23 protein-coding genes are annotated in these 20,620 nt (G+C 67.1%); 8 read left to right on the top strand and 15 right to left on the bottom strand.

Annotated elements, in window-relative coordinates:
• Positions 1-91: 91 nt before the first annotated feature.
• Together N7573_RS20350 and N7573_RS20345 are read left to right on the top strand one after the other, a co-directional pair.
• A complete protein-coding gene (locus N7573_RS20350; RefSeq protein WP_149909369.1) occupies positions 92-2,170 on the top strand; it encodes a S9 family peptidase in 2,079 nt (692 codons plus the stop codon).
• 141 nt (positions 2,171-2,311) lie between these two features.
• On the top strand, positions 2,312-3,556 hold the full coding sequence (locus N7573_RS20345; RefSeq protein ID WP_125893773.1) for a DUF819 family protein: 1,245 nt from the start codon (positions 2,312-2,314) through the stop codon (positions 3,554-3,556).
• 226 nt (positions 3,557-3,782) lie between these two features.
• On the opposite strand, the gene N7573_RS20340 is transcribed toward N7573_RS20345, so the two are convergent.
• Genes N7573_RS20340 through N7573_RS20320 form a run of 5 tightly spaced genes read right to left on the bottom strand, consistent with a single transcriptional unit; the run spans position 3,783 to position 6,807 of the window.
• On the bottom strand, positions 3,783-4,262 hold the full coding sequence (locus tag N7573_RS20340) for a hypothetical protein (protein WP_049398895.1): 480 nt from the start codon (positions 4,260-4,262) through the stop codon (positions 3,783-3,785).
• A gap of 46 nt (positions 4,263-4,308) precedes the next feature.
• Positions 4,309-4,569: a cell division topological specificity factor MinE gene (minE, locus tag N7573_RS20335; protein WP_004148073.1), complete on the bottom strand. Its 261-nt coding sequence runs from the start codon at positions 4,567-4,569 to the stop codon at positions 4,309-4,311.
• Between the two features lie 2 nt (positions 4,570-4,571).
• Positions 4,572-5,381 carry a septum site-determining protein MinD gene (gene minD, locus N7573_RS20330; RefSeq protein ID WP_010483375.1) on the bottom strand — a complete coding sequence of 270 codons (810 nt, stop codon included), beginning with the start codon at positions 5,379-5,381 and terminating at the stop codon, positions 4,572-4,574.
• Positions 5,382-5,416: 35 nt separating this feature from the next.
• Complete coding sequence (gene minC / locus N7573_RS20325) at positions 5,417-6,265, bottom strand: septum site-determining protein MinC (RefSeq protein ID WP_050509775.1); 849 nt, start codon at positions 6,263-6,265, stop codon at positions 5,417-5,419.
• Positions 6,211-6,807 (bottom strand): GNAT family N-acetyltransferase, encoded by a 597-nt coding sequence (locus tag N7573_RS20320; RefSeq protein WP_032127604.1) that lies wholly within the window; start codon positions 6,805-6,807, stop codon positions 6,211-6,213. The genes minC and N7573_RS20320 overlap by 55 nt, the downstream gene beginning before the upstream one ends.
• 151 nt (positions 6,808-6,958) lie before the next feature.
• On the opposite strand from N7573_RS20320, the gene N7573_RS20315 reads away from it, so the two are divergent.
• The 4 genes from N7573_RS20315 (at position 6,959) to N7573_RS20300 (ending at position 10,591) form a co-directional block, all read left to right on the top strand.
• A complete protein-coding gene (locus N7573_RS20315; RefSeq protein WP_279913060.1) occupies positions 6,959-8,167 on the top strand; it encodes a sensor histidine kinase in 1,209 nt (402 codons plus the stop codon).
• Positions 8,167-8,808 carry a response regulator transcription factor gene (locus N7573_RS20310; protein WP_006424175.1) on the top strand — a complete coding sequence of 214 codons (642 nt, stop codon included), beginning with the start codon at positions 8,167-8,169 and terminating at the stop codon, positions 8,806-8,808. The genes N7573_RS20315 and N7573_RS20310 overlap by 1 nt, the downstream gene beginning before the upstream one ends.
• 234 nt (positions 8,809-9,042) lie before the next feature.
• Positions 9,043-10,116, top strand: a complete 1,074-nt coding sequence (locus N7573_RS20305) for an SRPBCC family protein (protein ID WP_032127602.1) — start codon at positions 9,043-9,045, stop codon at positions 10,114-10,116.
• Between the two features lie 103 nt (positions 10,117-10,219).
• Entirely contained in the window at positions 10,220-10,591 is a 372-nt protein-coding gene (locus N7573_RS20300) for a DUF423 domain-containing protein (RefSeq protein WP_019659313.1), read from the top strand.
• 305 nt (positions 10,592-10,896) lie between these two features.
• On the opposite strand, the gene N7573_RS20295 is transcribed toward N7573_RS20300, so the two are convergent.
• Genes N7573_RS20295 through N7573_RS20275 form a run of 5 tightly spaced genes read right to left on the bottom strand, consistent with a single transcriptional unit; the run spans position 10,897 to position 13,595 of the window.
• Positions 10,897-11,706: a M15 family metallopeptidase gene (locus N7573_RS20295; RefSeq protein WP_279913056.1), complete on the bottom strand. Its 810-nt coding sequence runs from the start codon at positions 11,704-11,706 to the stop codon at positions 10,897-10,899.
• A gap of 9 nt (positions 11,707-11,715) precedes the next feature.
• The gene (locus N7573_RS20290; protein ID WP_279913054.1) at positions 11,716-12,309 is read right to left on the bottom strand and encodes a PH domain-containing protein; all 594 of its coding nucleotides are present in this window, start codon (positions 12,307-12,309) and stop codon (positions 11,716-11,718) included.
• A 3-nt stretch (positions 12,310-12,312) separates the two neighbouring features.
• Positions 12,313-12,492: a DUF4177 domain-containing protein gene (locus N7573_RS20285; RefSeq protein ID WP_032127598.1), complete on the bottom strand. Its 180-nt coding sequence runs from the start codon at positions 12,490-12,492 to the stop codon at positions 12,313-12,315.
• On the bottom strand, positions 12,489-12,668 hold the full coding sequence (locus tag N7573_RS20280; protein WP_049398902.1) for a hypothetical protein: 180 nt from the start codon (positions 12,666-12,668) through the stop codon (positions 12,489-12,491). The genes N7573_RS20285 and N7573_RS20280 overlap by 4 nt, the downstream gene beginning before the upstream one ends.
• 45 nt (positions 12,669-12,713) lie before the next feature.
• A complete protein-coding gene (locus N7573_RS20275; protein ID WP_032127597.1) occupies positions 12,714-13,595 on the bottom strand; it encodes an SPFH domain-containing protein in 882 nt (293 codons plus the stop codon).
• A gap of 137 nt (positions 13,596-13,732) precedes the next feature.
• Between N7573_RS20275 and purT the strand changes: the two genes are divergently transcribed.
• Entirely contained in the window at positions 13,733-14,920 is a 1,188-nt protein-coding gene (purT, locus tag N7573_RS20270) for a formate-dependent phosphoribosylglycinamide formyltransferase (protein ID WP_065183122.1), read from the top strand.
• 77 nt (positions 14,921-14,997) lie between these two features.
• On the opposite strand, the gene N7573_RS20265 is transcribed toward purT, so the two are convergent.
• Complete coding sequence (locus N7573_RS20265; protein WP_279913050.1) at positions 14,998-16,212, bottom strand: endonuclease/exonuclease/phosphatase family protein; 1,215 nt, start codon at positions 16,210-16,212, stop codon at positions 14,998-15,000.
• Between the two features lie 38 nt (positions 16,213-16,250).
• Positions 16,251-17,006 (bottom strand): arginyltransferase, encoded by a 756-nt coding sequence (locus N7573_RS20260; protein WP_279913048.1) that lies wholly within the window; start codon positions 17,004-17,006, stop codon positions 16,251-16,253.
• A gap of 156 nt (positions 17,007-17,162) precedes the next feature.
• Between N7573_RS20260 and N7573_RS20255 the strand changes: the two genes are divergently transcribed.
• Positions 17,163-17,726, top strand: coding sequence for an EF-hand domain-containing protein (locus N7573_RS20255; RefSeq protein WP_279913046.1), 564 nt, complete (start codon positions 17,163-17,165; stop codon positions 17,724-17,726).
• A gap of 51 nt (positions 17,727-17,777) precedes the next feature.
• On the opposite strand, the gene N7573_RS20250 is transcribed toward N7573_RS20255, so the two are convergent.
• From N7573_RS20250 to tesB, 3 genes are all read right to left on the bottom strand, one after another.
• Positions 17,778-18,995, bottom strand: a complete 1,218-nt coding sequence (locus tag N7573_RS20250; protein ID WP_049398908.1) for a sigma-70 family RNA polymerase sigma factor — start codon at positions 18,993-18,995, stop codon at positions 17,778-17,780.
• Between the two features lie 162 nt (positions 18,996-19,157).
• The gene (locus N7573_RS20245) at positions 19,158-19,667 is read right to left on the bottom strand and encodes a pathogenicity-like protein (RefSeq protein WP_279913043.1); all 510 of its coding nucleotides are present in this window, start codon (positions 19,665-19,667) and stop codon (positions 19,158-19,160) included.
• Positions 19,668-19,671: 4 nt separating this feature from the next.
• Complete coding sequence (tesB, locus tag N7573_RS20240) at positions 19,672-20,580, bottom strand: acyl-CoA thioesterase II (protein WP_008265305.1); 909 nt, start codon at positions 20,578-20,580, stop codon at positions 19,672-19,674.
• Positions 20,581-20,620 lie beyond the last annotated feature (40 nt).

Raw genomic sequence — 20,620 nt, 5'->3', positions numbered from 1 at the left:
GCCAACCCCGCGCGCAGCCATGACCGATGGCCTTGGCAGCCCCGGCCGCACGGGCCTACCATCGGTTTTTTGCCGTCCTGCGGAGACCCCGATGAAACTGCGTCATGCCCTGCTGCCACTGAGCCTGCTGGCTGCCCTGCCCAGCGTTGCCGCTGCCCGTGGCCTGGAAGTCCGCGACATGGTGGCCATGGACCGCGTCTCCGCGCCGGTACTGACCACGGACGGTGGCACTGTGGTGTTCGCCAAGCGCAGCGTGGACGCCAACCTGAAGGCCTCCACCGCGCTGTTCGCGCGCAACCTGCGCACCCGTGACGCGGCCCCGCCGAAGCAGATCACCCCGGCCGGCTGGAGCGTCAATTCCGCGTCGCTGTCGGCCGATGGCCAGACCGTGTATTTCCTCAGTGCCAAGAACGGCAGCCAGCAGCTGTACGCGCAGCCGATCAACGGCGGCACCCCGCGCCAGCTGACCGACTTCCCGGTGGACGTGGACAGCTACCACGTGTCACCGCAGGACGACCGCGTGCTGTTCAGCGCCGGCGTGTTCCAGGCCTGTGCCTCGGACCTGGCATGCACCGAGAAGAAGCTGAAGGAAAAGAAGGACGCCAAGGCCAGCGGCCAGGTGTGGGATTCGCTGTTCGTGCGCCACTGGGATACCTGGAACGACGGCCGCCGCAACACCCTGTTCGTGGCACCGCTGCCGGCAGCCAAGGCCGGCGCGGTCAAGGGCGCCTCGGCGCTGAGCGCGACCATCGACGGCGATGCACCGTCCAAGCCGTTCGGTGGCAATGACGATTTCGCCTGGTCGCCGGATGGCGCCAGCGTGGTGGCCAGCATCCGCGTGGCCGGCAAGCAGGAGCCGTGGTCGACCAACTTCGACCTGTACCGCTTCGACGCTGCGGGCAAGCAGGCGCCGGTCAATCTGACCGCCTCCAATCCGGCCTGGGATGCCGGCCCGGTGTTCAGTGCCGACGGCAAGACCCTGTTCTACCGTGCGATGAAGCGCCCGGGCTTCGAGGCCGACCGTTTCGGCCTGATGGCGATGGACCTGGCCAGCGGCAAGAGCCGTGAGATCGCGCCGCAATGGGATCGCTCGGCTGGCGGTATCACCCTGTCCGCCGACGGCGCCAGCATCTACACCACCGCCGATGACCTCGGCGAGCACCCGCTGTTCCAGATCGACGTGGCCAGCGGCAAGGCCACCAAGCTGATCGGCGACGGCAGCGTGACCTCGGTGGACGTGGCCGGCACCAGCGTGGCGATCACCCGCAACAGCCTGAAGAGCAACGACCAGGTGCTGGTCGGCCTGCTGCCGGCCGCCGGCGAAGCCATCGGCGAGCTGCGCGCGCTGACTCCGGCCGCTGGCGACGTGCTCAAGGACGTCAGCTTCGGTGACTACGAACAGTTCGAGTTCAAGGGCTGGAACAACGACACCGTGCACGGCTATGTGGTCAAGCCGCACAACTACCAGGAAGGCAAGTCGTACCCGGTCGCGTTCCTGATCCACGGCGGCCCGCAGGGCAGCTTCGGCAATGGCTGGAGCTACCGCTGGAATCCGCAGACCTATGCGGGCCAGGGCTACGCCGTGGTGATGATCGACTTCCACGGCTCCACCGGCTATGGCCAGGCCTTCACCGATGCGATCAGCCAGCACTGGGGCGACCGCCCGCTGGAAGACCTGCAGAAGGGATGGGATGCGGCGCTGAAGAAGTATTCCTTCCTCAACGGTGACAAGGCCTGTGCGCTGGGCGCCAGCTACGGCGGCTTCATGGTCAACTGGATCGCCGGCAACTGGAACGGCCCGTTCAAGTGCCTGGTCAACCATGACGGCGTGTTCGACCAGCGCATGATGGGCTACGCCACCGAAGAACTGTGGTTCACCGAGTGGGAGCAGGGCGGTACGCCGTACCAGAAGGCCGCGAACTACGAGAAGTTCAACCCGGTCAACCACGTGGCGGACTGGAAGAAGCCGATCCTGGTCATCCACGGCCAGCAGGACTTCCGTATTCCGGTCGAGCAGGGCCTGGCCGCGTTCACCGCCGCCCAGCGCCAGGGCATCGAATCGAAGTTCCTGTACTTCCCGGATGAAAACCACTGGGTGCTGAAGCCGAACAACAGCATCCTGTGGCATGACACCGTCAATGCCTGGCTGAAGCAGCACATCGGCAACTGATGACTGCAGCGCTGCCCTTCGGGGCGGCGCTTTTGTTTCGCCATCTGCTGTACCGGTGGGTGCCGACCGTTGGTCGGCACACCTTCCTGATCTGCCGCCAACAGCAGCCGGCCAGCGGCCGGCTCTACCCAGAGCGCCTGCATGCCCTCGACCGCCCTGATCCAGAACGACATTGTCGTCTTCGGTTTGATCGCCGCCACCCTGGGCGCCGTGTTCTGGACCGCCTCGCGTGAACAGGGCCTGTGGAAACGCTTCTACACGTTCGTGCCGGCACTGCTGCTGTGCTACCTGATTCCCGGCATCTACAACACCGTCGGCCTGATCGACGGCCAGAACACCAAGCTCTACAACCCGATCGCACGCGACATCCTGCTGCCGGCAGCGTTGATCCTGCTGACCCTGGCGGTGGACATCAAGGGCATCCTGCGGCTCGGCCCGAAGCTGGTGCTGATGTACCTGGGTGCGTCCGCGAGCATCATGCTGGGTGCGGTGGTGGCTTTCCTGGTGATGCGCGCGCTGCATCCGGAAACGGTGGCCGGTGACACCTGGGCCGGCATGGCCGCACTGGCCGGCAGCTGGATCGGTGGCGGGGCCAACATGCTGGCGATGCGCGAAGTGTTCGACGTCAACGCCACCACGTTCGGCCAGTTCGCGGTGGTCGATGTCGGTGTCGGTTACGTGTGGATGGCCGCGCTGATCTTCCTGGCCGGGCGCGCAGCGAAGATCGACGCGCGCAGCGGTGCCGACACGTCGGCCATCGATGAGCTGAAGGAGCGCATCGCGCGCTTCCAGGCCGAGCACGAGCGTATTCCCAGCCTCACCGACCTGATGCTGATCGTGGCGGTGGCCTTCGGCGGCGTGGGTCTGTCACACGCGATCGGTGCGCCGCTGGCGGCATGGTTCAAGGCCAATGTCAGCTGGGCCTCGCAGTTCAGCCTGGATGCGCCGTTCGTGTGGGTGGTGGTGCTGTCGACCACGCTGGGCCTGAGCCTGAGCTTCACCCGTGCACGCACGCTGGAAGGTGCAGGCGCCTCGCGGCTGGGTTCGCTGCTGCTGTACTTCCTGATTGCCTGCATCGGCATGCAGATGGATCTGCTGGCGCTGCTGGACCGCCCGTGGCTGTTCCTGCTCGGCCTGATCTGGATTGCCGTGCACATCGCGCTGCTGTGGTGCCTGGGCAAGCTGCTGAAAGTGCCGTTCTTCTACTTCGCGATCGGTTCGCAGTCGAACATCGGTGGCCCGGCTTCGGCGCCGGTGGTGGCTGCAGCGTTCCATCCGGCCCTGGCGCCGGTGGGCGTGTTGCTGGGCACGATGGGCTACGCCACCGGCACCTACCTGGCCTACATCGTCGGCATTACCCTGCGCGCGCTGGCAGGGCAGGGCTGATGGGGTAGTGCCGGCCGCTGGCCGGCAACCAGGTAATGCTGCACGGGTTCATGAGGTTGCCGGCCAACGGCCGGCACTACCGATGCGTTACGCCACCGGCAATCCGCGTTCGATCAACCACGCCTTCGCGTCTTCGGCGTCCTGCTCGAACCGCGCCGAGTGAAAAGAGGGGCGCCGCAAGGTCCGGCGCGTCGCCACGCGCCCGTGGCCAACCGCGCCCGCGGCTTTACGCCACCGGCAACCCGCGTTCGACCAGCCACGCTTTCGCGTCTTCGGCGTCCTCTTCAAACCACGCTTTCGTCGACCCCAGCCGATACGTATACCCCCAGGCATCCATGTCGGCCATCAACCGCGCACTGCCAACGCCAGGCAGCTGCCCGGCCAGCACGATCTGCAGGTAGCAGGTGGCATCTTCCTCGGCCACCGAGTCGGTGGCGTCGGTATGCACCTGCGCACGCCGCTCCGGCGGCAGCACGATCAGATGGCAGGCTTCGTGCAGCATCGAGTGCACGGGCGTGTCATCGCGCACGTACACGTTGCTGGCGATGATGCCGGCCTCGGGCTCGCCCCAGTAGCTGCCGGGAATCGGTTCACCGGCCGCGACGTGGTGCAGCTGCAGGCCATGCGCGGCGAGCAGGCACTGCGCATCAGCGAAGGCGATGTCGCCCACGCAGGTGATGTCCACGGCGGTTGTTGTATCGGTCATGCGGGTCAGGCAGCCCCGCCCGTGCAGGCACGGGCGGGGCAGAGCTTCAGGGTTTGTCCGGGCCTTCAGGCAGCGCCACGGAGATGTCCAGCACATCGTGCTGGCCATCCTTCACCAGGTCGACCTTCACTGCATCGACGTCGATGTTCACGTACTTCTTGATCACTTCCAGCAGCTCGCGCTGCAGCAGCGGCAGGTAATCGGGGCCGCCGCGGTTGCTGCGCTCCTGCGCGATGATGATCTGCAGGCGGTTCTTGGCGGTTTCGGCGGTGGTCTTCTTCGCTTTGAGGAAATCAAACAGGCCCATGCTTACCCTCCGAACAGCTTGCTGAAGAAGCCCTTCTTCTCGACGTTGGTGAAGCGCATCGGGCGTTCTTCGCCGAGGATGCGCGCGACGGCGTCGTCGTAGGCCTGGCCGGCTGCGGACTCGACATCCAGGATGACCGGCTCGCCCTTGTTGGAGGCGTTGAGCACGTCACCCGACTCGGGGATCACGCCGATCGCCTTCAGGCCGAGCACTTCCTCGACGTCGGCGATGCTGAGCATCTCGCCGCTTTCCACGCGCAGCGGGGTGTAGCGGGTCAGCAGCAGGAAGGCCGGCACGTCCTGGCCGGACTCGGCCTTGTGGGTCTTCGAGTCGAGCAGGCCGATGATGCGGTCCGAGTCGCGCACCGACGACACTTCCGGGTTCACCACCACCACCGCACGGTCGGCGAAGTACATCGCCAGGAAGGCGCCCTTCTCGATGCCGGCCGGGGAGTCGCAGATGATGTAGTCGAAGCCGTCGGCGGCCAGGTCCTTCAGGACCTTGCCCACGCCTTCCTGGGTCAGTGCGTCCTTGTCGCGGGTCTGCGAGGCGGCCAGCACGTACAGGTTCTCGAAGCGCTTGTCCTTGATCAGGGCCTGCTTGAGGGTCGCTTCGCCGTGCACGACGTTGACGAAGTCGTACACCACGCGGCGTTCGCAGCCCATGATCAGGTCGAGGTTGCGCAGGCCGACGTCGAAGTCGATCACCGCCACCTTCTTGCCGCGCCGTGCCAGGCCGCAGGCCAGGCTCGCGCTGGAAGTGGTCTTGCCGACGCCGCCCTTGCCGGAGGTGACTACGATGATTTCAGCCAAAGGACTTCTCCTGATGATTCTGTTTGGGTGCTGCGTCAGTCCAGCGCAGCGATCTTGATCTGGTCCTGTTCCAGCCACACCTGCACGGCCTTGCCGCGCAGGGAGTCCGGGACATCGTCCAGTACCTTGTAGTGGCCTGCAATGGCGACCAGTTCCGCATGGAAATCACGGCAGAAGATGCGTGCCGCGGTGTTGCCCTGTGCCCCTGCCAGCGCACGGCCGCGCAGGGTGCCGTAGATGTGGATGCTGCCATCGGCGATGACCTCGGCGCCGGCGCCGACGGTGGCCATCACGGTCAGGTCGCAGTTTTCAGCGTACAGCTGCTGGCCCGAACGCACGTTGCCCAGCTGCATGCGGCCCGGCTGCGGTGCGGCGGCGTCGGCAACCTTGGCCACCGGCGTGGCCGGTGCCGGCTTCGGTTCGGCACGGGCTGCGCGACGCGGTTCCGGCGCGGGCGGCGGCGGCGGGGCCGGCTCGGCCTCGGCACGCTCGTACTGGGCGCGGAACTTGGCCAGCAGTGGCAGCCCGAGCTGCTGCGAGAGCAGGTCGACCGCGCTGGTGCCATAGGCCAGCGCCACCGGCAGCACGCCGGCACTGCGCAGGCCATCGACCAGCGCCTGCGCGGTGGCCACGTCCGGCACCTGGCTCAGGCCGCCGAAGTCGAGGATCACCGCGGCGCGGCCGAACAGTTTCGGCGCACGGGTGACGCGTTCGCGCATTTCCTGCACGAGGCGTTCGACATCAAGGGTACGGATGCGCAGGTTGGCGATGCCCACCTGGCCGATCTTCAGTTCACCGGCCTGTTCGTAATCGAAATTCACCGCCACGCTCAGGTCCCCGTCGGCCGCTGTGCCTGCGCCGGCAGATGCCGGGCACGTGTCCATGCCACATCCGGCAGCTTGCCGCCGTAGGTCTCCTGGACCCACGGGTAGCTGCACAGTTCCTTGGCCAGCATGCTGGCGCGCACGTCGACCTGCGGCATGGTGTTCTGACCCAGCTCGCGGAAGCCGAAGCTGCCGTGGAAGAGCAGGGCGGCATCGGCGCCATGGTCGAGGAAGACTTCGCAGGTCATCTGCGGGTAGCGCAGCTCGGCAAAGCTCTGCGCGTCGGCATAGAACGCACGGCCGACGCCACCGCCACGACGGCGGCTGGCGACCACGATGCGGTCGATGTAGAAGAACGGGGTGTCCAGCTGCTGCTTGAACCAGGCGAAATTGCTGCTGTCGTGCTGGCTGTCGCTGCCGAAGCCGATCAGGAAGCCGGCCAGGTTGCCGTCGCGCTCGGCGACGCGGAAATATTCAGCGGTTTCGTAGAACAGGCGCAGGCGGGCCGCATCCAGGGGAAGGATGGCCAGGCCAGCGTTGTTGTTCAAAGCCAGGACGGAATCGAGCTCGTGCTCGCGCACGTCGCGGATGACAATCGACATTGTGACTCCGTGGGGTAACGCGGTTGGTCCGTCAAATTGGACCCTGCGCACGATTATTGCATGCCCGGGGTGGGCTGCGGCATGAACAGGGGATATGCCCGAGCATGACTTTCGGCGCTTGGGAGCGGCCGTGCACGGGCTACGATGAGGGATGCTGGCCCGACTGAACCACAATGCGATGCTGCGCTACTCCGGGTTGTTCACCTGGGGCACCGTCGGCCTTTGGCTCGCGATCTACCTGATCGATCCTGTCTCGCTGACGCTGGAGACGCTGGACGGCGAAGCCGGCTTCCGCATCATTCCTTGGGCCTCGGCCTACCTGGCTTTCGGCATCGTGTACTGGGCGCTGACCCGCTCGCTGGGCGAGGGCCGTCCGGGCTTCTTCGACCACGCGGCGCTGATCCTGCTGACCGCCTGCGCGATCGGCGTGAGCTATTTTTCCGGTACCGCGCTGGGCAGCATCCTGCTGATGGTGGTGGCCGGCCTGCTGCCATGGCTGCTGGGGCCGCGCATCGGCGTGGTCTGGCTGGTGGCCAGCAACCTGGCGGTGTTGCCGGTCTACATCCAGCCGCTGGGCTTCCCGCCGTTCATCGCCGTGCTGCAGGCGGTGGGCTACATGGGCTTCTCCAGCTTCGTGTTCGTGATCGCGCTGGTGGCCCGTCGCCAGGCCGAGGCCCGCGACGAACAGCGCCGGCTCAACTCGGAACTGCGTGCCACCCGCGCCCTGCTGGCCGAGAGCGCCCGGGTCAATGAGCGCACGCGCATCTCGCGCGAGCTGCATGACCTGCTGGGCCACCAGCTGACCGCGCTGACCCTGAACCTGGAAGTGGCCGGCCACCTGGCCGACGGCCAGGCGCTGGAGCATGTGAAGCGTTCCCACGCATTGGCCAAGCTGCTGCTGGGCAACGTGCGCGAGGTGGTCAGCCAGCTGCGCGAGACCGGTGCCATCGACCTGGCCGCAGCGCTGCGCCCGCTGACCGAGAACGTGCCCTCGCTGGACATCCAGCTGGAGATCGAGGATCCGCTGAACGTGGAGGACCCGCAACGGGCCCACGTGCTGCTGCGCTGTACCCAGGAGATCATCACCAACGCGGTGCGCCATGCCGGCGCCCGCCACCTGTGGATCAAGGTGTACCGTGAAGCCCCCGACCGGGTGGTGGTGGAGGCCCGCGACGACGGCGTCGGCGCGGATATGGTCAATGTGGGCAATGGCTTGCGCGGCATGCGCGAGCGCCTGCAACAATGTGGTGGCCAGCTGCAGGTCGAAACCCTTCCCGGTGAAGGCTTCCGGCTGCGGGCGACGGTGCCGGCAACGGTGCTGGTGGCCGCCCTTACCAAGGTTCCTGAAGGAGTGCGTTGATGATTCGCGTCTGCCTGGTCGACGACCAAACCCTGGTGCGGCAGGGAATCCGCTCCCTGCTGGCGCTCGACGACGGTATCGAGGTGGTGGCCGAGGCCGGCGATGGCCGGCAGGCGGTCGAACTGATACCGCAGGTGCGCCCCGACGTGGTGCTGATGGACATGCGCATGCCGGTGATGTCCGGGCTGGAGGCGCTGCAGGTGCTGTCGCGCCAGGAGCAGCTGCCGCCGACCATCATCCTCACCACCTTCGACGACGACCAGCTGGTGCTGGCCGGGCTCAAGGCCGGAGCCAAGGGCTACCTGCTCAAGGACGTGACCCTGGCGCAGCTGGTCGGTGCCATCCGCACCGTGGCCGACGGCGGTTCGCTGGTGCAGCCGGCCGTGACCCAGCGCCTGCTGTCCGGCCTGGAGCACATGCGCAACGAGTTCGTCAGCCTGGACCGCCCGGACCCGTTGACCGACCGCGAGACCGAGATCCTGCGCCTGATGGCCAGTGGCTTCTCCAACAAGGAGATCGCCAACTCGCTGGGTGTGGCCGAAGGCACCATCAAGAACCACGTGTCCAACATCCTGTCCAAGCTGGGCGTGCGCGACCGTACGCGCGCCGTACTGAAGGCGTTCGAACTCCAGCTGGTCTGAGGAAAACCTTTTCAGGACAATGACTTGAGGTCCAGTCATGGCCCTCGGGTGGGGTTGCCCCCTACTTCACGGGTATCGGTATGCGGTACCCTTCGAATTCTTTGTCCATACAAATACGCAGCCGGCAGGGAAACCGGTGCGCCAATCCCGATAAACAATGCCCGCGAAGCCTGCTAGGATTGGCGCTTCGCTTCAATCAACCCGGCCGTGGGATCGGCCCCGGAGACTCTCTGAATGACCCGTATTATCGAGTTCCTGATCGCCTTGGGGATCGTGGCTGGCCTGTTCGTCATCATTGGCGTATGTCTGCCGGGCGAGCGTCACATCACCGAAAGCATCGAGACCAACCGCAAGATGACGATCGTGTACGACACGGTCAGCAGCCTGCGCCGCTTCAAGGACTGGAACCCGCTGGTACTGCGCGATCCCGCCGTTGAACTGAAGCTGTCCGGCCCGGCCTCCGGCGTCGGTGCCACCCTCGACTTCACCTCCAAGGACCTGGGCACCGGTTCCTGGAAGATCACCGAAGCCGAAGAGAACAAGCGTGTTGCGATCGCCATCGATGACGCCACCAAGGGTCACGACAAGATCACCACCTTCACGCTGGAGCCGACCGGCAAGGGTGGCCGCAACGTCAAGATCACCCAGGACTACTCGGTGAAGTACGGCTTCGACCTGTTCGGCCGTTATGCCGGCCTGTATGTCAGCCGCCAGATCGGCGACGACATCAAGATGGGTCTGTCGCGTATGGCCAACATGCTGGCCAGCGTCCCGAACGTGGACTACCGCACCCCGGAAGCCCCGCTGACCGATCTGGCCATCGTCAATGTGCCGGCTGAAGACCTGCTGGTCGTCAACGCCGGTAACGTGGACCGCGGTCAGGACACGATCACCAAGTCCATCAAGGACAACCAGGAGTGGATCAAGCGCGTGATGGAGGCCAATGGCCTTGAAGCCGCCGGTCCGTTCCGCATCATCACCACCGATTTCGGTCAGGAGAAGTACGCCTTCGACATCGCCCAGCCGGTGAAGAAGAAGGGTGCTGAAGGTGCCACCGCTGAAGAGCTGACCGTCAAGATCGACGGCGGCGCTCCGGTCAAGTACGTGCACGTGGCCCCGCACCGTTCGGCGCATGCCGCCTACACCGGCCACATGGCGGGTCTGGACGTGGCCCGCAACGGCCTGCGTGCCTGGGCTGTGACCAACGGTTCGGAAGTGGTCGATCGCCCGTACGAAACCTGGAAGGACGGTCTGGACAAGTCGTTCACCCCGGAAGCGACCTACGACATCTACTGGGCCGTCAAGTAAGCCTCGGCTGACCCATGTAGTGTTGGACACGAAAACGCGCCGCTCATTGCGGCGCGTTTTTTTTCATCTGGCGCCCGGCAAGGGCGCTGCGCAAGGAGCCCACATGTTCAATCTCGAACGTCGCGCACGTAAGCCATCACTGCTGGCCTGCCTGGGGGCGCTGCTGGCCGCCGCCTCTATCGGCCTGTCGGCCTATGCCTCGCACGGTGTGGCCGACCCGCTGGCGCAGCAGCATCTGAACATGGCGGCGCTCTATGCGTTCGCGCATGGCGCGGTACTGGTGGCGCTCGGGCCGCGCGCGCAGGGCGCGATCGCGCACCTGGCGTTGTACGTGCTGCTGCTGGGCGTGCTGCTGTTTTCCGGCAGCCTGGTGGGCGGTGCGTTGTGGCAGTGGCCGACGCGGATGGCACCGATCGGTGGCACCAGCATGATGGCTGGATGGGTGCTGCTGGCGATCAATGCGTTGAGGCGGTGACGGCACTGCGGGGAGCAGCCGAGCATGGCTCGGCTCTACATGGGATCGTTGCGCCGACAGCTTCTGTAGAGCCGAGCCATGCTCGGCTTCGAGCGAAGCGACCGGCTTTTGTCTTTGCTCTCTTGTTCCATTCCGTGGCGGACGCACACGGAATAATTCCAGGACGCGGGCGGGGTGGGCTTGCGGGGGTGTAAGCCGCATGGATGCGGCGCCCAAGCCTCCACGGACGGATTCACGGCGGCCCCCGCAAGTTCATCCCGCCCGCGGCCATGCATTGACTGCTTCAGGCTTTCGCCACGAGGGGCTCAGCCGTTGGCCGGTTTCCAGCACCAGTGCCAGGGTTCGTAGACGATGCCGTGCGGGTTGTCGCGCGGGTAGCTCAGCTGGAAGCCATGCCTACCGGCATTCGCCTGCAGCCACGCAAACGCGTCGGTGGCTTCGAACGATTCTTCAGCCGGGGCGTCGCCCGGTGTACCGATGTCCAGCGCGTGGCCGCTGTGGTGTTCGCTGAAACCCGGGGCGGCATTGACCTTCAGGATCTCCGCCACGCTCAGGCCGCGCGCCAGCTTCCGTTCGAAGATGCCCAACTGGTAGGCATGGCTGCGGAAGCCGGAGATGGCGTCCAGCGCAATGCCATCCTGTGCCGCATGCAGTCGCATCCGTCGCCAGCCCTGCGCGGCGCCACGGCGCAGCCACAGCGGGCGGGCGAAGCGATCGCGGCCGGCAAAATGCAGCAGGCAGGGTTCGGGTTCCAGCGGCAGGCCGCTGTCGTCGGCGTAGCGCTGCGGGTCCAGGCCAAGCTGCTGCAGGCGCTGCTGCAACCCGGCCAGCGGCAGCCACTGATCTTCCAGTCCGGCGCCGAAGGGCCGTGCAGCCGCGGTGTCCAGCAGCGCCAGTGCATCCTCGACCCCGGGCTCGCGCGGCAGGCGCGGCACCATCGAATGCACGCCGTGCGGCAGTACCGCCGCCAGGTAGCGGCCATCACGCTTGCGCCGCAGCACCCACTGCGCCTGCGACAGCAGGCGTGCATCCAGGTTGCTGCGCGCGCGCAGCAGGTGGGCGGGCCACAGCTCGATGGCCTCGGTATTGATCAGCAGGGGCGGGCGTCGTTGCATCGCCTCAGCTTACTGCCGTGGTGCCGACGCGGCCACCTTGCGCAGCGCATCGAGCAGCGCCTGCGGCCGGTCCACGCTGAGCAGCAGCGTGCTGCCATCACTGACCGGCAGGGCGAGGACACGCGCACGGTCGGTGACCAGCGCGAAGCCCTTGCCGCCACCCTGCAGGCGGAAGTGGCCCGAGTAGAAGCCCGGCATTGAATAGCCATTGGTTTTGACACGGATGCCATAGCGGCGGTCACGCTGCAGGTCGACCACCTCGGCCTGGTCCAGCCGCAGCTGCGCCACCGGCACGCGCCGCCGGTACATCGTCGAGCGCACGTCCAGCACGTTGCCGGCCAGCTCCACCCGGCGGCGGAAGAAGGCGACCCCCAGCCCGACAGCGAGTACAGCGATGACGATCAGGCTCCATGCCGCACTGCCGCCCATCCGGAACCAGGGCGGCGACAGCGTTACTTCGATCCAGGGTGCGTTCGCCGGTGCCTTGTACAGCTGCGCATACAGGCAGGCCACGAAGGCAGCCAGCAGCGGCAGCACGATCCACAGCACGCGCAGCGGCGAACTCTCGGCCACGTCAAAGGGTTTCGGGTCACTGCCGCCCATGGTTCAGGCCTCCTTCTTGAACACCAGCATCGCCGGGCGCATCGGCGCCGGGATGATGATGTTGACCAGCTCCCAGCCCAGCTGGCCCTGCCGGCTCAGCTCGGCCTGGACATCCTCGGCCTTGAGTACGCCCATCATGGAGGTCTTGACCTCGATCGTCTGGTAGCTCCAGCGCTTGCTCATTCCTTGTCCTCCGGCGATGCCTTGGGTTTGGGCAGGCGTCCTGCCTTGCGCAGCGCGTCGCGCAGCACGTATTCGATCTGAGCGTTGAGGCTGCGCAGCTCGTCATCAGCCCAGCGCTGCGCCGCAGCCAGGACGTCGGCGTTGATGCGCAGCGGGTAGGCTTTCTTCTCACTCATGGGGGCTCCTGGCGGGGCGGTGGGGCGCCCCGTTGCGAGTGTGGCTCAATACAGCGAGCCTGCATTGACGATCGGCTGGGTGCCGCGGTCCGAGCACAGCACGGTCAGCAGGTTGCTGACCATGTGCGCCTTGCGTTCCTCGTCCAGCTGCACCACGCCGTTCTTCTGCAGTTCGGCCAGGGCCATCTCGACCATGCCGACCGCACCGGCAACGATGCGCGTGCGTGCGGCGATCACCGCGTTGGCCTGCTGCCGCTGCAGCATCGCCTGGGCGATTTCGGCGGCGTAGGCGAGGTGGCTGATGCGCGCATCGATCACCTGCACGCCGGCGTCGGCCAGGCGCTCGGCCAGTTCGTTCTTCAGGTGCTGGGAAATCTCGCTGGCATGACTGCGCAGGGCCAGCTGGCCATCCTCATGCTGGTCGTAGGGGTAGCTGGTGGCCATCGCGCGCAGCGCCGATTCGGACTGGATGTGCACGAAGCTCTCGTAGTCGTCCACGTTGTAGACCGCCTCGGAGGCATCGACCACCTGCCAGACGATGACCGCGGCGATCTCGATCGGGCTGCCGTCCAGCTCGTTGACCTTCAGCTTGCCGCTCTCGAAGTTGCGCACGCGCTGGCTGACCCGGCGCTTGGCGTAGAAGGGGTTGTTCCAGCGCAGGCCGTTGTCCTTCACGGTGCCCACGTATTTGCCGAACAGGCTCAGCACCGCCGCCTGGTTGGGCTGGACCGTGTACAGGCCGGCCAGGGCGAAGATCGCCAGCGCCGCCACCAGGATGCCGGCCAGCATCAGCAGCAGGTTGGGGGAACCGGTGCTGGCCTTGGCTGCTACCCCCAGTACGAACAGGGCGCCGCCGGCGAGGGCGACAAGCAGGGCGCCGGCCAGCGTGCCGAGGCCGTTGAGCGAAGACAGCGACTTCTCTTTCATGGCGGTACGTCCTTGAGGGTTCGGAATGAAGATATCAAAGTGATATCACATCAAGGCGACCGTTCGTCGGATGCCATGGTCGGGGTGCCCGGCCAGCTAGAATGCCCACCCGCCTTCACATCGCTGCTGGAACCGCCATGGCCAAGCTTGGAACTCCGTTGTCCCCCTCTGCCACCCGCGTGCTGCTGCTGGGCTCGGGCGAACTCGGCAAGGAGGTGGCCATCGAGCTGCAGCGGCTGGGCGTGGAAGTGATCGCCGCCGACCGCTATGCCGACGCCCCGGCCATGCAGGTGGCGCACCGCTCGCATGTGATCGACATGCTGGATGCGATGGCGCTGCGTGCCCTGATCGCCCAGGAGCAGCCGCACCTGGTGGTGCCGGAGATCGAGGCCATCCACACTGAAACCCTGGTCCAGCTGGAACAGGAGCAGGGCCTGCGGGTGATCCCGACCGCGCGCGCCGCACGCCTGACCATGGACCGCGAAGGCATCCGCCGCCTGGCCGCCGAGACCCTGGGCCTGCCGACCTCGCCGTACCGCTTCGTCGATACCGAAGCCGAGTACCGCGCCGCCGTGGCCGCCATCGGCCTGCCGTGCGTGGTCAAGCCGGTGATGTCGTCCTCGGGCAAGGGCCAGAGCACCCTGCGCAGCGAGGCGGACATCGCACCCGCCTGGGACTATGCGCAGACCGGTGGCCGTGCCGGTGCCGGCCGCTGCATCGTCGAAGGTTTCATCGATTTCGATTACGAGATCACCCTGCTGACCGTGCGCCATGCCGGCGGCACCTCGTTCTGCGCGCCGATCGGCCATCTGCAGAAGGACGGTGATTACCGCGAAAGCTGGCAGCCGCAGCCGATGTCGAGCGCGGCACTGGCGCGTGCCGAAGAGATTTCGCGCGCGATCACCGATGACCTCGGTGGCTGGGGCCTGTTCGGTGTCGAGCTGTTCGTGAAGGGCGACGAGGTGTGGTTCAGCGAAGTGTCGCCGCGCCCGCACGACACCGGCCTGGTGACGCTTGTTTCGCAGGAACTGAGCGAGTTCGCGCTGCATGCGCGCGCCATCCTCGGCCTGCCGATCCCGGTGATCCGCCAGAGCGGCCCGTCGGCCTCGTGCGCGCTGCTGGCGCATGGCGAGGGCGTGCCGTACTTCAACAACGTCGCCGCCGCCCTGCAGGTGCCGGACACCGCCGTGCGCCTGTTCGGCAAGCCGAGCGTGCACGGCCATCGCCGCGTGGGCGTGACCCTGGCGCGCGCGGAAACCATCGACGAAGCGCGCGCCATCGCGCGTGATGCCGCCGAAGCGATCGGCGTCGAACTGCGCCCGTAAAGCAAAAAGGGGACGGAGGGGATTAAGTCGTTTGTGGCACAAACGACTTAATCCCCTCCGTCCCCTTTTTGTGGGGGTTACGGCTTCACGTCCACCCACACCAGGTGGTGGTCGCTACCGTCGGCGATCTTCGCTTCCGGGCTTTCATTGGCCGGCCAGAAGATGCCGCTGCCCACGTATTCGAAACCGGTCGAGGGCAGCACGTAATCCAGGCGCATGGTGCCGGACTTCGGGCCGAAATCGCCAGTGGCGTGGAACGGTGCGCCCTTGCGCTCGATGCCCTTGGCCGCATAGGCCAGGCAGGTCTGCTCGCCGCCGACGCTGCGCGGGGTGGGGTAGCGCAGCACGCGGGCGTTCTCGATCAGTTCGACGATCGCCTCATGGCGGCCATCGCCGTCGACCGGGTCGTTGTTGAGGTCGCCGAGGATCACGAAGCGCGCGTCCTGCGCCAGGCCGCCGCACTGGCCCTTGTCGTCGCACAGCCACGGCTTGTCTCCCTTGGACAGGTATTCCTGCCACAGGCGCAGTTCGTCGTGGTTGCGCGCGGCGTTGCGCTTTTCCGGGCCATCGAACACTGGCGGGGTCGGGTGCGAGACCAGAGCGTGGACCACGCCGGCCGGGGTCTTCACCGGCACGTCCCAATGTGACTTCGACGACAGCCGCAGCTGCGACCACACATGGTCGTTGTAGAAGCTCTTGCCGGTGCGCGGGTCGACCGGACGGATCGCGCCCGGCATCGCGCTCCACTTCAGCAGCTGGAAGCTGCGCACCTTGGCTTCATCGATCGGGTAGCGCGACAGCACCAGCATGCCGTACTGGCCCGGGTGCAGGCCGTAGCCCCAGGCATCGTTGCCGCGGCTGCGGCCTTCGCCGCCGACCACGCCGTTGTTGTCCAGGTCCAGGCCGCTGGGCACGCCGGTGTTGACCGGGGCCAGGTAGCGGTAGGCGAAGTGCAGCGGCTTGCCGCCACCGGGCTGGGCGACGTCCAGGTAGCGCTTCTGGAACAGGTCGGCGGCGCGATGAGCGTCGTCGAAGTCGAATTCGTTCAGCAGCACCAGGTCCGGGCGCACCTGCTGCAGCACCGCGGCGATCTTGCGTGCGTGCTCGCTGTCGCCTTCCAGTTCCTTGATCAGGCCACCGGCGTCATCGGAGTACAGCGAGGTGTTGTAGGTGGCTAGGCGCAGCGCAGCGGACGGCTTTTCGGTCATCGCAGGGGACGTGGCGAAGGCGGGGGCGGGGGCGGTGGCGCCGCAGAGCAGGGCCAGGGCGAGGATCTGGGGTCGGAGGTTCATGCGCCGTATTGTGCACCCGGCCCGGTGTCAGTGGTTTGTCAGCGTCCGTCCAGTTCGTCGTCGAAATCGTGCCAGCGGCGGCCGTCATAGGCTTCCAGCGGTCGATAGCGCCGTTTGTAGTCCATCTTCTGATGCCCGCGGATCCAGTAGCCCAGGTAGACGTGCGGCAGGCCCTCGCGGCGGGCCCATTCGATCTGCTGCAGGATCGCGAAGGTGCCCAGCCCGCGCGCGGCGTGCTCCGGGTCGAAGAAGGTGTAGACCGCCGACAGGCCGTGCTCGGTGACGTCGGTCACCGCCACACCCAGCAACTGGCTGGGCTGGCCGTCGTGGCCGGGCAGGCGCATCTCCATGAAGCGGGTGTGCGACCAGCTGCCGATCAGGAACTGCTCGAACTCGTGCGGGCCGTGGTCATCCATGCCGCCGTTGGCATGGCGGTGGGTCAGGTAGCGGTGATACAGCGCGAACAGGTCGTCGCGGGCGGTGGCGGCGGTGATGCGTACTTCCAGGTCTTCATTGCGGGCGGCACAGCGGCGCTGGCTGCGGTCGGGGGCGAAGCGAGCCACCGGAATACGCACCGCCACGCAGGCCTGGCAGTGTGCGCAGTGCGGGCGGTAGACCAGGTCGCCGCTGCGGCGGAAGCCCCAGCTCAATGCCAGCGGGTACAGGCCGCCGAGACGACGGTCGTGCGGGTCCAGCACCAGGTCGCGTGCCACCCGGTCCGACCAGTACCCGCAGGGGTGCTCGCCGGTCTGGAAAAGCCGCAGTTCGTCGTCTCTGTCGCCGTGAATCGCCATGGGCACAGCATAGCCCCAGCCTGTCGCAGTGGCGGCGACTGTCCGCCGGATGAATGGAACCGGCAGCGGCGTCAACCGATGTCGCACCCGGGCGTTGTTGTCTCCCGAGGGTGAAGTGATCACCCCGACGCAATCCCCATCCCCAGGAGTGACCCCATGATCCGTACCCCCCTGCTGCTGGCCCTGCTGCTCGGCACTTCCGCTACCGGTATCGCGCTGGCCGCCGATACCCCGACCGCGCCGGCGCAGCGCCCGGCCAAGCTGGACACCAACGGCGACGGCGTGATCGACCGCAGCGAGGCCGCTGCCAACCCGCGCCTGGCCGCGAAGTTCGACGAGCTGGACAAGAACAAGGACGGCAAGCTCTCGCGCGATGAGCTGCCGCGCTGGCAGCATGGTCGCCGTGGTGGCCACGGCGGTGAGCGCTGGGCCAAGCTGGACATCAACAAGGACGGCCGCATCAGCCGCGAGGAAGCCAAGGCCGATCCGCGCCTGGCCGCGCGCTTCGACCAGCTCGACCTCAACAAGGACGGTTACCTGGACAAGGCCGACCGCGAGCTGCGCATGAAGCAGCGTCGTGATGCCTGGTTCGCCGCCGCCGACACCAACAAGGATGGCCAGCTGAGCAAGGCCGAGTTCGACGCGGCCAAGGGCCCGATGCACGGTGGCCCGCGCCACGGCGGTCCGCGCGATGGCGCGGCGCCGAAGCCGCAGCGCTGAGGTTCAACGCAGTGAATGACGACAACGCCGGCGCACTGCCGGCGTTGTCCGTTACAGGCGGCCGCTGCGCATCAGTGAGTACACCACAAGCGCGATGACCATCAGGTTCATGGCGATGATGCCGGTGCGGCCGTACATCGATTCGAACTTCCAGTTGATGCCGGTGCGGCCGCGCCGCGCCGAATCGCGCGCGATCATCGGTGCCATCACCCGCTGCAGCGGCACCAGGCACTGGTAATTGACCACGCCCAGGCCTACCGCCAGCACCGTCAGCTGCGCCCAGACCGGCGCCTGCAGCATCACAGCCAGCAGGATCGCCAGGCACCAGAACATGCCGGTGATGATGTTGAGGTAGAGGAAGCGGCGCACGTCGCGGCGCTCGGACGCCGTTTCGGTGTACGACATCAGGAAGCGGCCGCCGAGATAGCTGCCGATCGCACCACCGACCACGCCGCCGATCACCGCCCCCCAGCTTTCGGCCGGCAGCACGTGCAGCTGGCCCAGCGTGGCAGTCAGCGAGCCCATCGCGGTGCCGCCCGCAGCGCTGGCACCGCCGAGGCCAAGCTTGCTGCCGCCGATGCCGACACCGGTGCCGAGCAGCACCGCAGCACTGGCCGTGCCGGGCGCAGCCACCAGTACCATCGAAACCACCGCCGTAGCGAACGCGGCACTGGGTGCGCTGCTGCGCGCGAACTCGCCGAAGCGTTGCAGCAGGCCGTCGCGCACCAGCGCGCGGGCACGCGACAGGCGCTTGCGCACGGCGGCGTCACTGAGCCCAAGCAGGTCGGCCACCTGCTGCGAGCGCTGGCCTTCGCGGTAGTACAGCAACAGTACTTCGCGGCTGTCGGCCGGCAACGCGGAAATGATGTCCTCGGCGGCGATCTCTTCTTCCACCCGTTGCAGCCGGTCGGCCGCGCCCGGGGCCGGGTCGGCCGCCATGCCCATTGCCACCTCGGCGGCCTCGCCGGTCAGTGGCCGGCCGCGCTGCGCGCGCAGCCAGTCGCGGGCCAGGTTGCGGGTGATCTGCCGCAGCCAGGGCAGGAAACTGGTCGAGCTGCGCAGCTGGTGCAGCTGCTGCCAGCCCTTCACGAAGGCCTCCTGGGCGATGTCCTCGCTGGCCTGACGATCGCGGGTGATGGCCAGGGCGATGGCGGTAACCGTGTTCTGGCAGGCCAGCACGATGCGGCCATAGGCGTGCTGGCAACCGCTGGCGGCGGCAGGCAGTTCGCGTTCCAGGGTCTGGTCGATCGATGCGGCGAACGTCGTCATGGCGGCGGCTCTCCTGCTGGGATTGTGTCCCAGGACGGAGCCGCGCGCGAAGTGTGACCAAAAAAAGGGGACGGAGGGGATTAAGTCGTTTGTGCCACAAACGACTTAATCCCCTCCGTCCCCTTTTTCGGCTGCCGGCCAGCGGCCGGCACTACCCGTGCGTCACTTCGAGGGCTGGATGCGAACCCGGATTTCTTCCTCTTCCGGTGCGGCCTGCGGAGCCGGTTGTGTCTGCTGCGGCTGGGTCTGCGGGGCAGGGGCCGGTGCGACCGGCGCCGGGGCGCCGCGATGGCGCAGGCCGATCACCAGCGCCACGCCGGCGATCACCACCAGCAGGGCGATGCGGATGCGCCAGGCCCAGCCACGGCCGCCGCCGGTCGTCTCTGCGGTGTCGCGGAAGGCGAATTCGGCGGTCGGATGGTCGCGGCGGGTGGTGTCGAGCAGCCGAGCCTCGCGCAGGATTTCACGCGCGCGCGGCTGGTCGTCGGCGCGCACGATCCACACCGCCGGGTAGGCGTTGGCGTTGCCCAGGTCGGTATAGCTGAACTGACCACGGCGGCGGGTCTTGTACGAGCGCCCATTGGTCACCTTGACGTCGATGCCATGCCCGCGCAGGAGCTCGGCGACGCCTTCAACGGTTTCCACACGCTGGCTGCTGAAGATCTGGCGCATCGGATCAGTCCTTGGCCGGCACGGCGGCGGCCGCGGCCTGGTCGGGAACCACGCGGATCAGGCCTTCCTGCGCGGTGCTGGCCACCAGCACGCCATTGCGGGTGAAGAACTGGCCGCGGGCCAGACCGCGCGAATCCTGCGCGCTGGGGCTGTCCAGCGAGTACAGCAGCCAGTCGTCGGCACGGAACGGCCGGTGGAACCAGATCGCGTGGTCGAGCGAGGCCATCTGCACGTGCGGGTGGTAGTAGCTGATGCCGTGCGGGAACGTGGCGGTGCCCAGCAGGTGGAAGTCGGAGGCATAGGCCAGCAGTGCCTGGTGCAGCTCCGGGGCATCGCCGACCGGCTCGCTCAGGCGCAGCCACACCTGGTGGTAGGGCGGGCGCTTGGGCGGGTTGAGTTCGTCACGCGGGTAGACGTGGCGGAACTCGAACGGGCCGCCGCGTGACAGCCAGCGCTGCACCTTGATTGGCAGCCGCTCCAGCACTTCGGCCGGCAGCGGACGGTTCGGTTCGATGTCTTCCGGCTGCGGCACTTCGGGCATCTTGTGCTGGTGCTCGGCGCCGGTCTCGGCCTGCTGGAACGAGGCCGCGCAGAAGAAGATCACCTTGCCGTGCTGGATCGCAGTGACGCGGCGCACCGAGAAACTGCCGCCGTCGCGGGTACGGTCCACGTCGTAGACGATGGGGTGGTCGATGTTGCCGGCGCGCAGGAAGTAGGCGTGCAGCGAGTGCACGTGGCGCCCGTTGTCGACCGTGGCCTGCGCCGCAGCCAGCGCCTGGCCCAGCACCTGGCCGCCGAACACGTACTTGGTGCCGATGTCGCGGCTCTGCCCGCGGAACAGGTTGTCCTCCAGCCGCTCCAGGGTGAGCAGGTCGATCAGCTCGGAGACGACGGGTTCGGGCGTGTCGTTCAAGGGGGCGGCCACAGCAATGAAGAGGCCCCGATTATACCGT

The organism is Stenotrophomonas sp. GD04054 (assembly GCF_029836955.1).
Taxonomy (GTDB): domain Bacteria; phylum Pseudomonadota; class Gammaproteobacteria; order Xanthomonadales; family Xanthomonadaceae; genus Stenotrophomonas; species Stenotrophomonas maltophilia_A.
This window is presented reverse-complemented; position numbering and strand designations above follow the sequence as displayed.

What these genes read in the sequence shown, in the direction of transcription:
- N7573_RS20350 (WP_149909369.1), top strand. Translation starts at nt 92, where the DNA reads ATGAAACTGCGTCATGCCCTGCTGCCACTGAGCCTGCTGGCTGCCCTG.
- N7573_RS20345 (WP_125893773.1), top strand. Translation starts at nt 2,312, where the DNA reads ATGCCCTCGACCGCCCTGATCCAGAACGACATTGTCGTCTTCGGTTTG.
- N7573_RS20340 (WP_049398895.1), bottom strand. Translation starts at nt 4,262, where the DNA reads ATGACCGATACAACAACCGCCGTGGACATCACCTGCGTGGGCGACATC.
- minE (WP_004148073.1), bottom strand. Translation starts at nt 4,569, where the DNA reads ATGGGCCTGTTTGATTTCCTCAAAGCGAAGAAGACCACCGCCGAAACC.
- minC (WP_050509775.1), bottom strand. Translation starts at nt 6,265, where the DNA reads ATGGACACGTGCCCGGCATCTGCCGGCGCAGGCACAGCGGCCGACGGG.
- N7573_RS20320 (WP_032127604.1), bottom strand. Translation starts at nt 6,807, where the DNA reads ATGTCGATTGTCATCCGCGACGTGCGCGAGCACGAGCTCGATTCCGTC.
- N7573_RS20315 (WP_279913060.1), top strand. Translation starts at nt 6,959, where the DNA reads ATGCTGGCCCGACTGAACCACAATGCGATGCTGCGCTACTCCGGGTTG.
- N7573_RS20310 (WP_006424175.1), top strand. Translation starts at nt 8,167, where the DNA reads ATGATTCGCGTCTGCCTGGTCGACGACCAAACCCTGGTGCGGCAGGGA.
- N7573_RS20305 (WP_032127602.1), top strand. Translation starts at nt 9,043, where the DNA reads ATGACCCGTATTATCGAGTTCCTGATCGCCTTGGGGATCGTGGCTGGC.
- N7573_RS20300 (WP_019659313.1), top strand. Translation starts at nt 10,220, where the DNA reads ATGTTCAATCTCGAACGTCGCGCACGTAAGCCATCACTGCTGGCCTGC.
- N7573_RS20295 (WP_279913056.1), bottom strand. Translation starts at nt 11,706, where the DNA reads ATGCAACGACGCCCGCCCCTGCTGATCAATACCGAGGCCATCGAGCTG.
- N7573_RS20290 (WP_279913054.1), bottom strand. Translation starts at nt 12,309, where the DNA reads ATGGGCGGCAGTGACCCGAAACCCTTTGACGTGGCCGAGAGTTCGCCG.
- N7573_RS20285 (WP_032127598.1), bottom strand. Translation starts at nt 12,492, where the DNA reads ATGAGCAAGCGCTGGAGCTACCAGACGATCGAGGTCAAGACCTCCATG.
- N7573_RS20280 (WP_049398902.1), bottom strand. Translation starts at nt 12,668, where the DNA reads ATGAGTGAGAAGAAAGCCTACCCGCTGCGCATCAACGCCGACGTCCTG.
- N7573_RS20275 (WP_032127597.1), bottom strand. Translation starts at nt 13,595, where the DNA reads ATGAAAGAGAAGTCGCTGTCTTCGCTCAACGGCCTCGGCACGCTGGCC.
- purT (WP_065183122.1), top strand. Translation starts at nt 13,733, where the DNA reads ATGGCCAAGCTTGGAACTCCGTTGTCCCCCTCTGCCACCCGCGTGCTG.
- N7573_RS20265 (WP_279913050.1), bottom strand. Translation starts at nt 16,212, where the DNA reads ATGAACCTCCGACCCCAGATCCTCGCCCTGGCCCTGCTCTGCGGCGCC.
- N7573_RS20260 (WP_279913048.1), bottom strand. Translation starts at nt 17,006, where the DNA reads ATGGCGATTCACGGCGACAGAGACGACGAACTGCGGCTTTTCCAGACC.
- N7573_RS20255 (WP_279913046.1), top strand. Translation starts at nt 17,163, where the DNA reads ATGATCCGTACCCCCCTGCTGCTGGCCCTGCTGCTCGGCACTTCCGCT.
- N7573_RS20250 (WP_049398908.1), bottom strand. Translation starts at nt 18,995, where the DNA reads ATGACGACGTTCGCCGCATCGATCGACCAGACCCTGGAACGCGAACTG.
- N7573_RS20245 (WP_279913043.1), bottom strand. Translation starts at nt 19,667, where the DNA reads ATGCGCCAGATCTTCAGCAGCCAGCGTGTGGAAACCGTTGAAGGCGTC.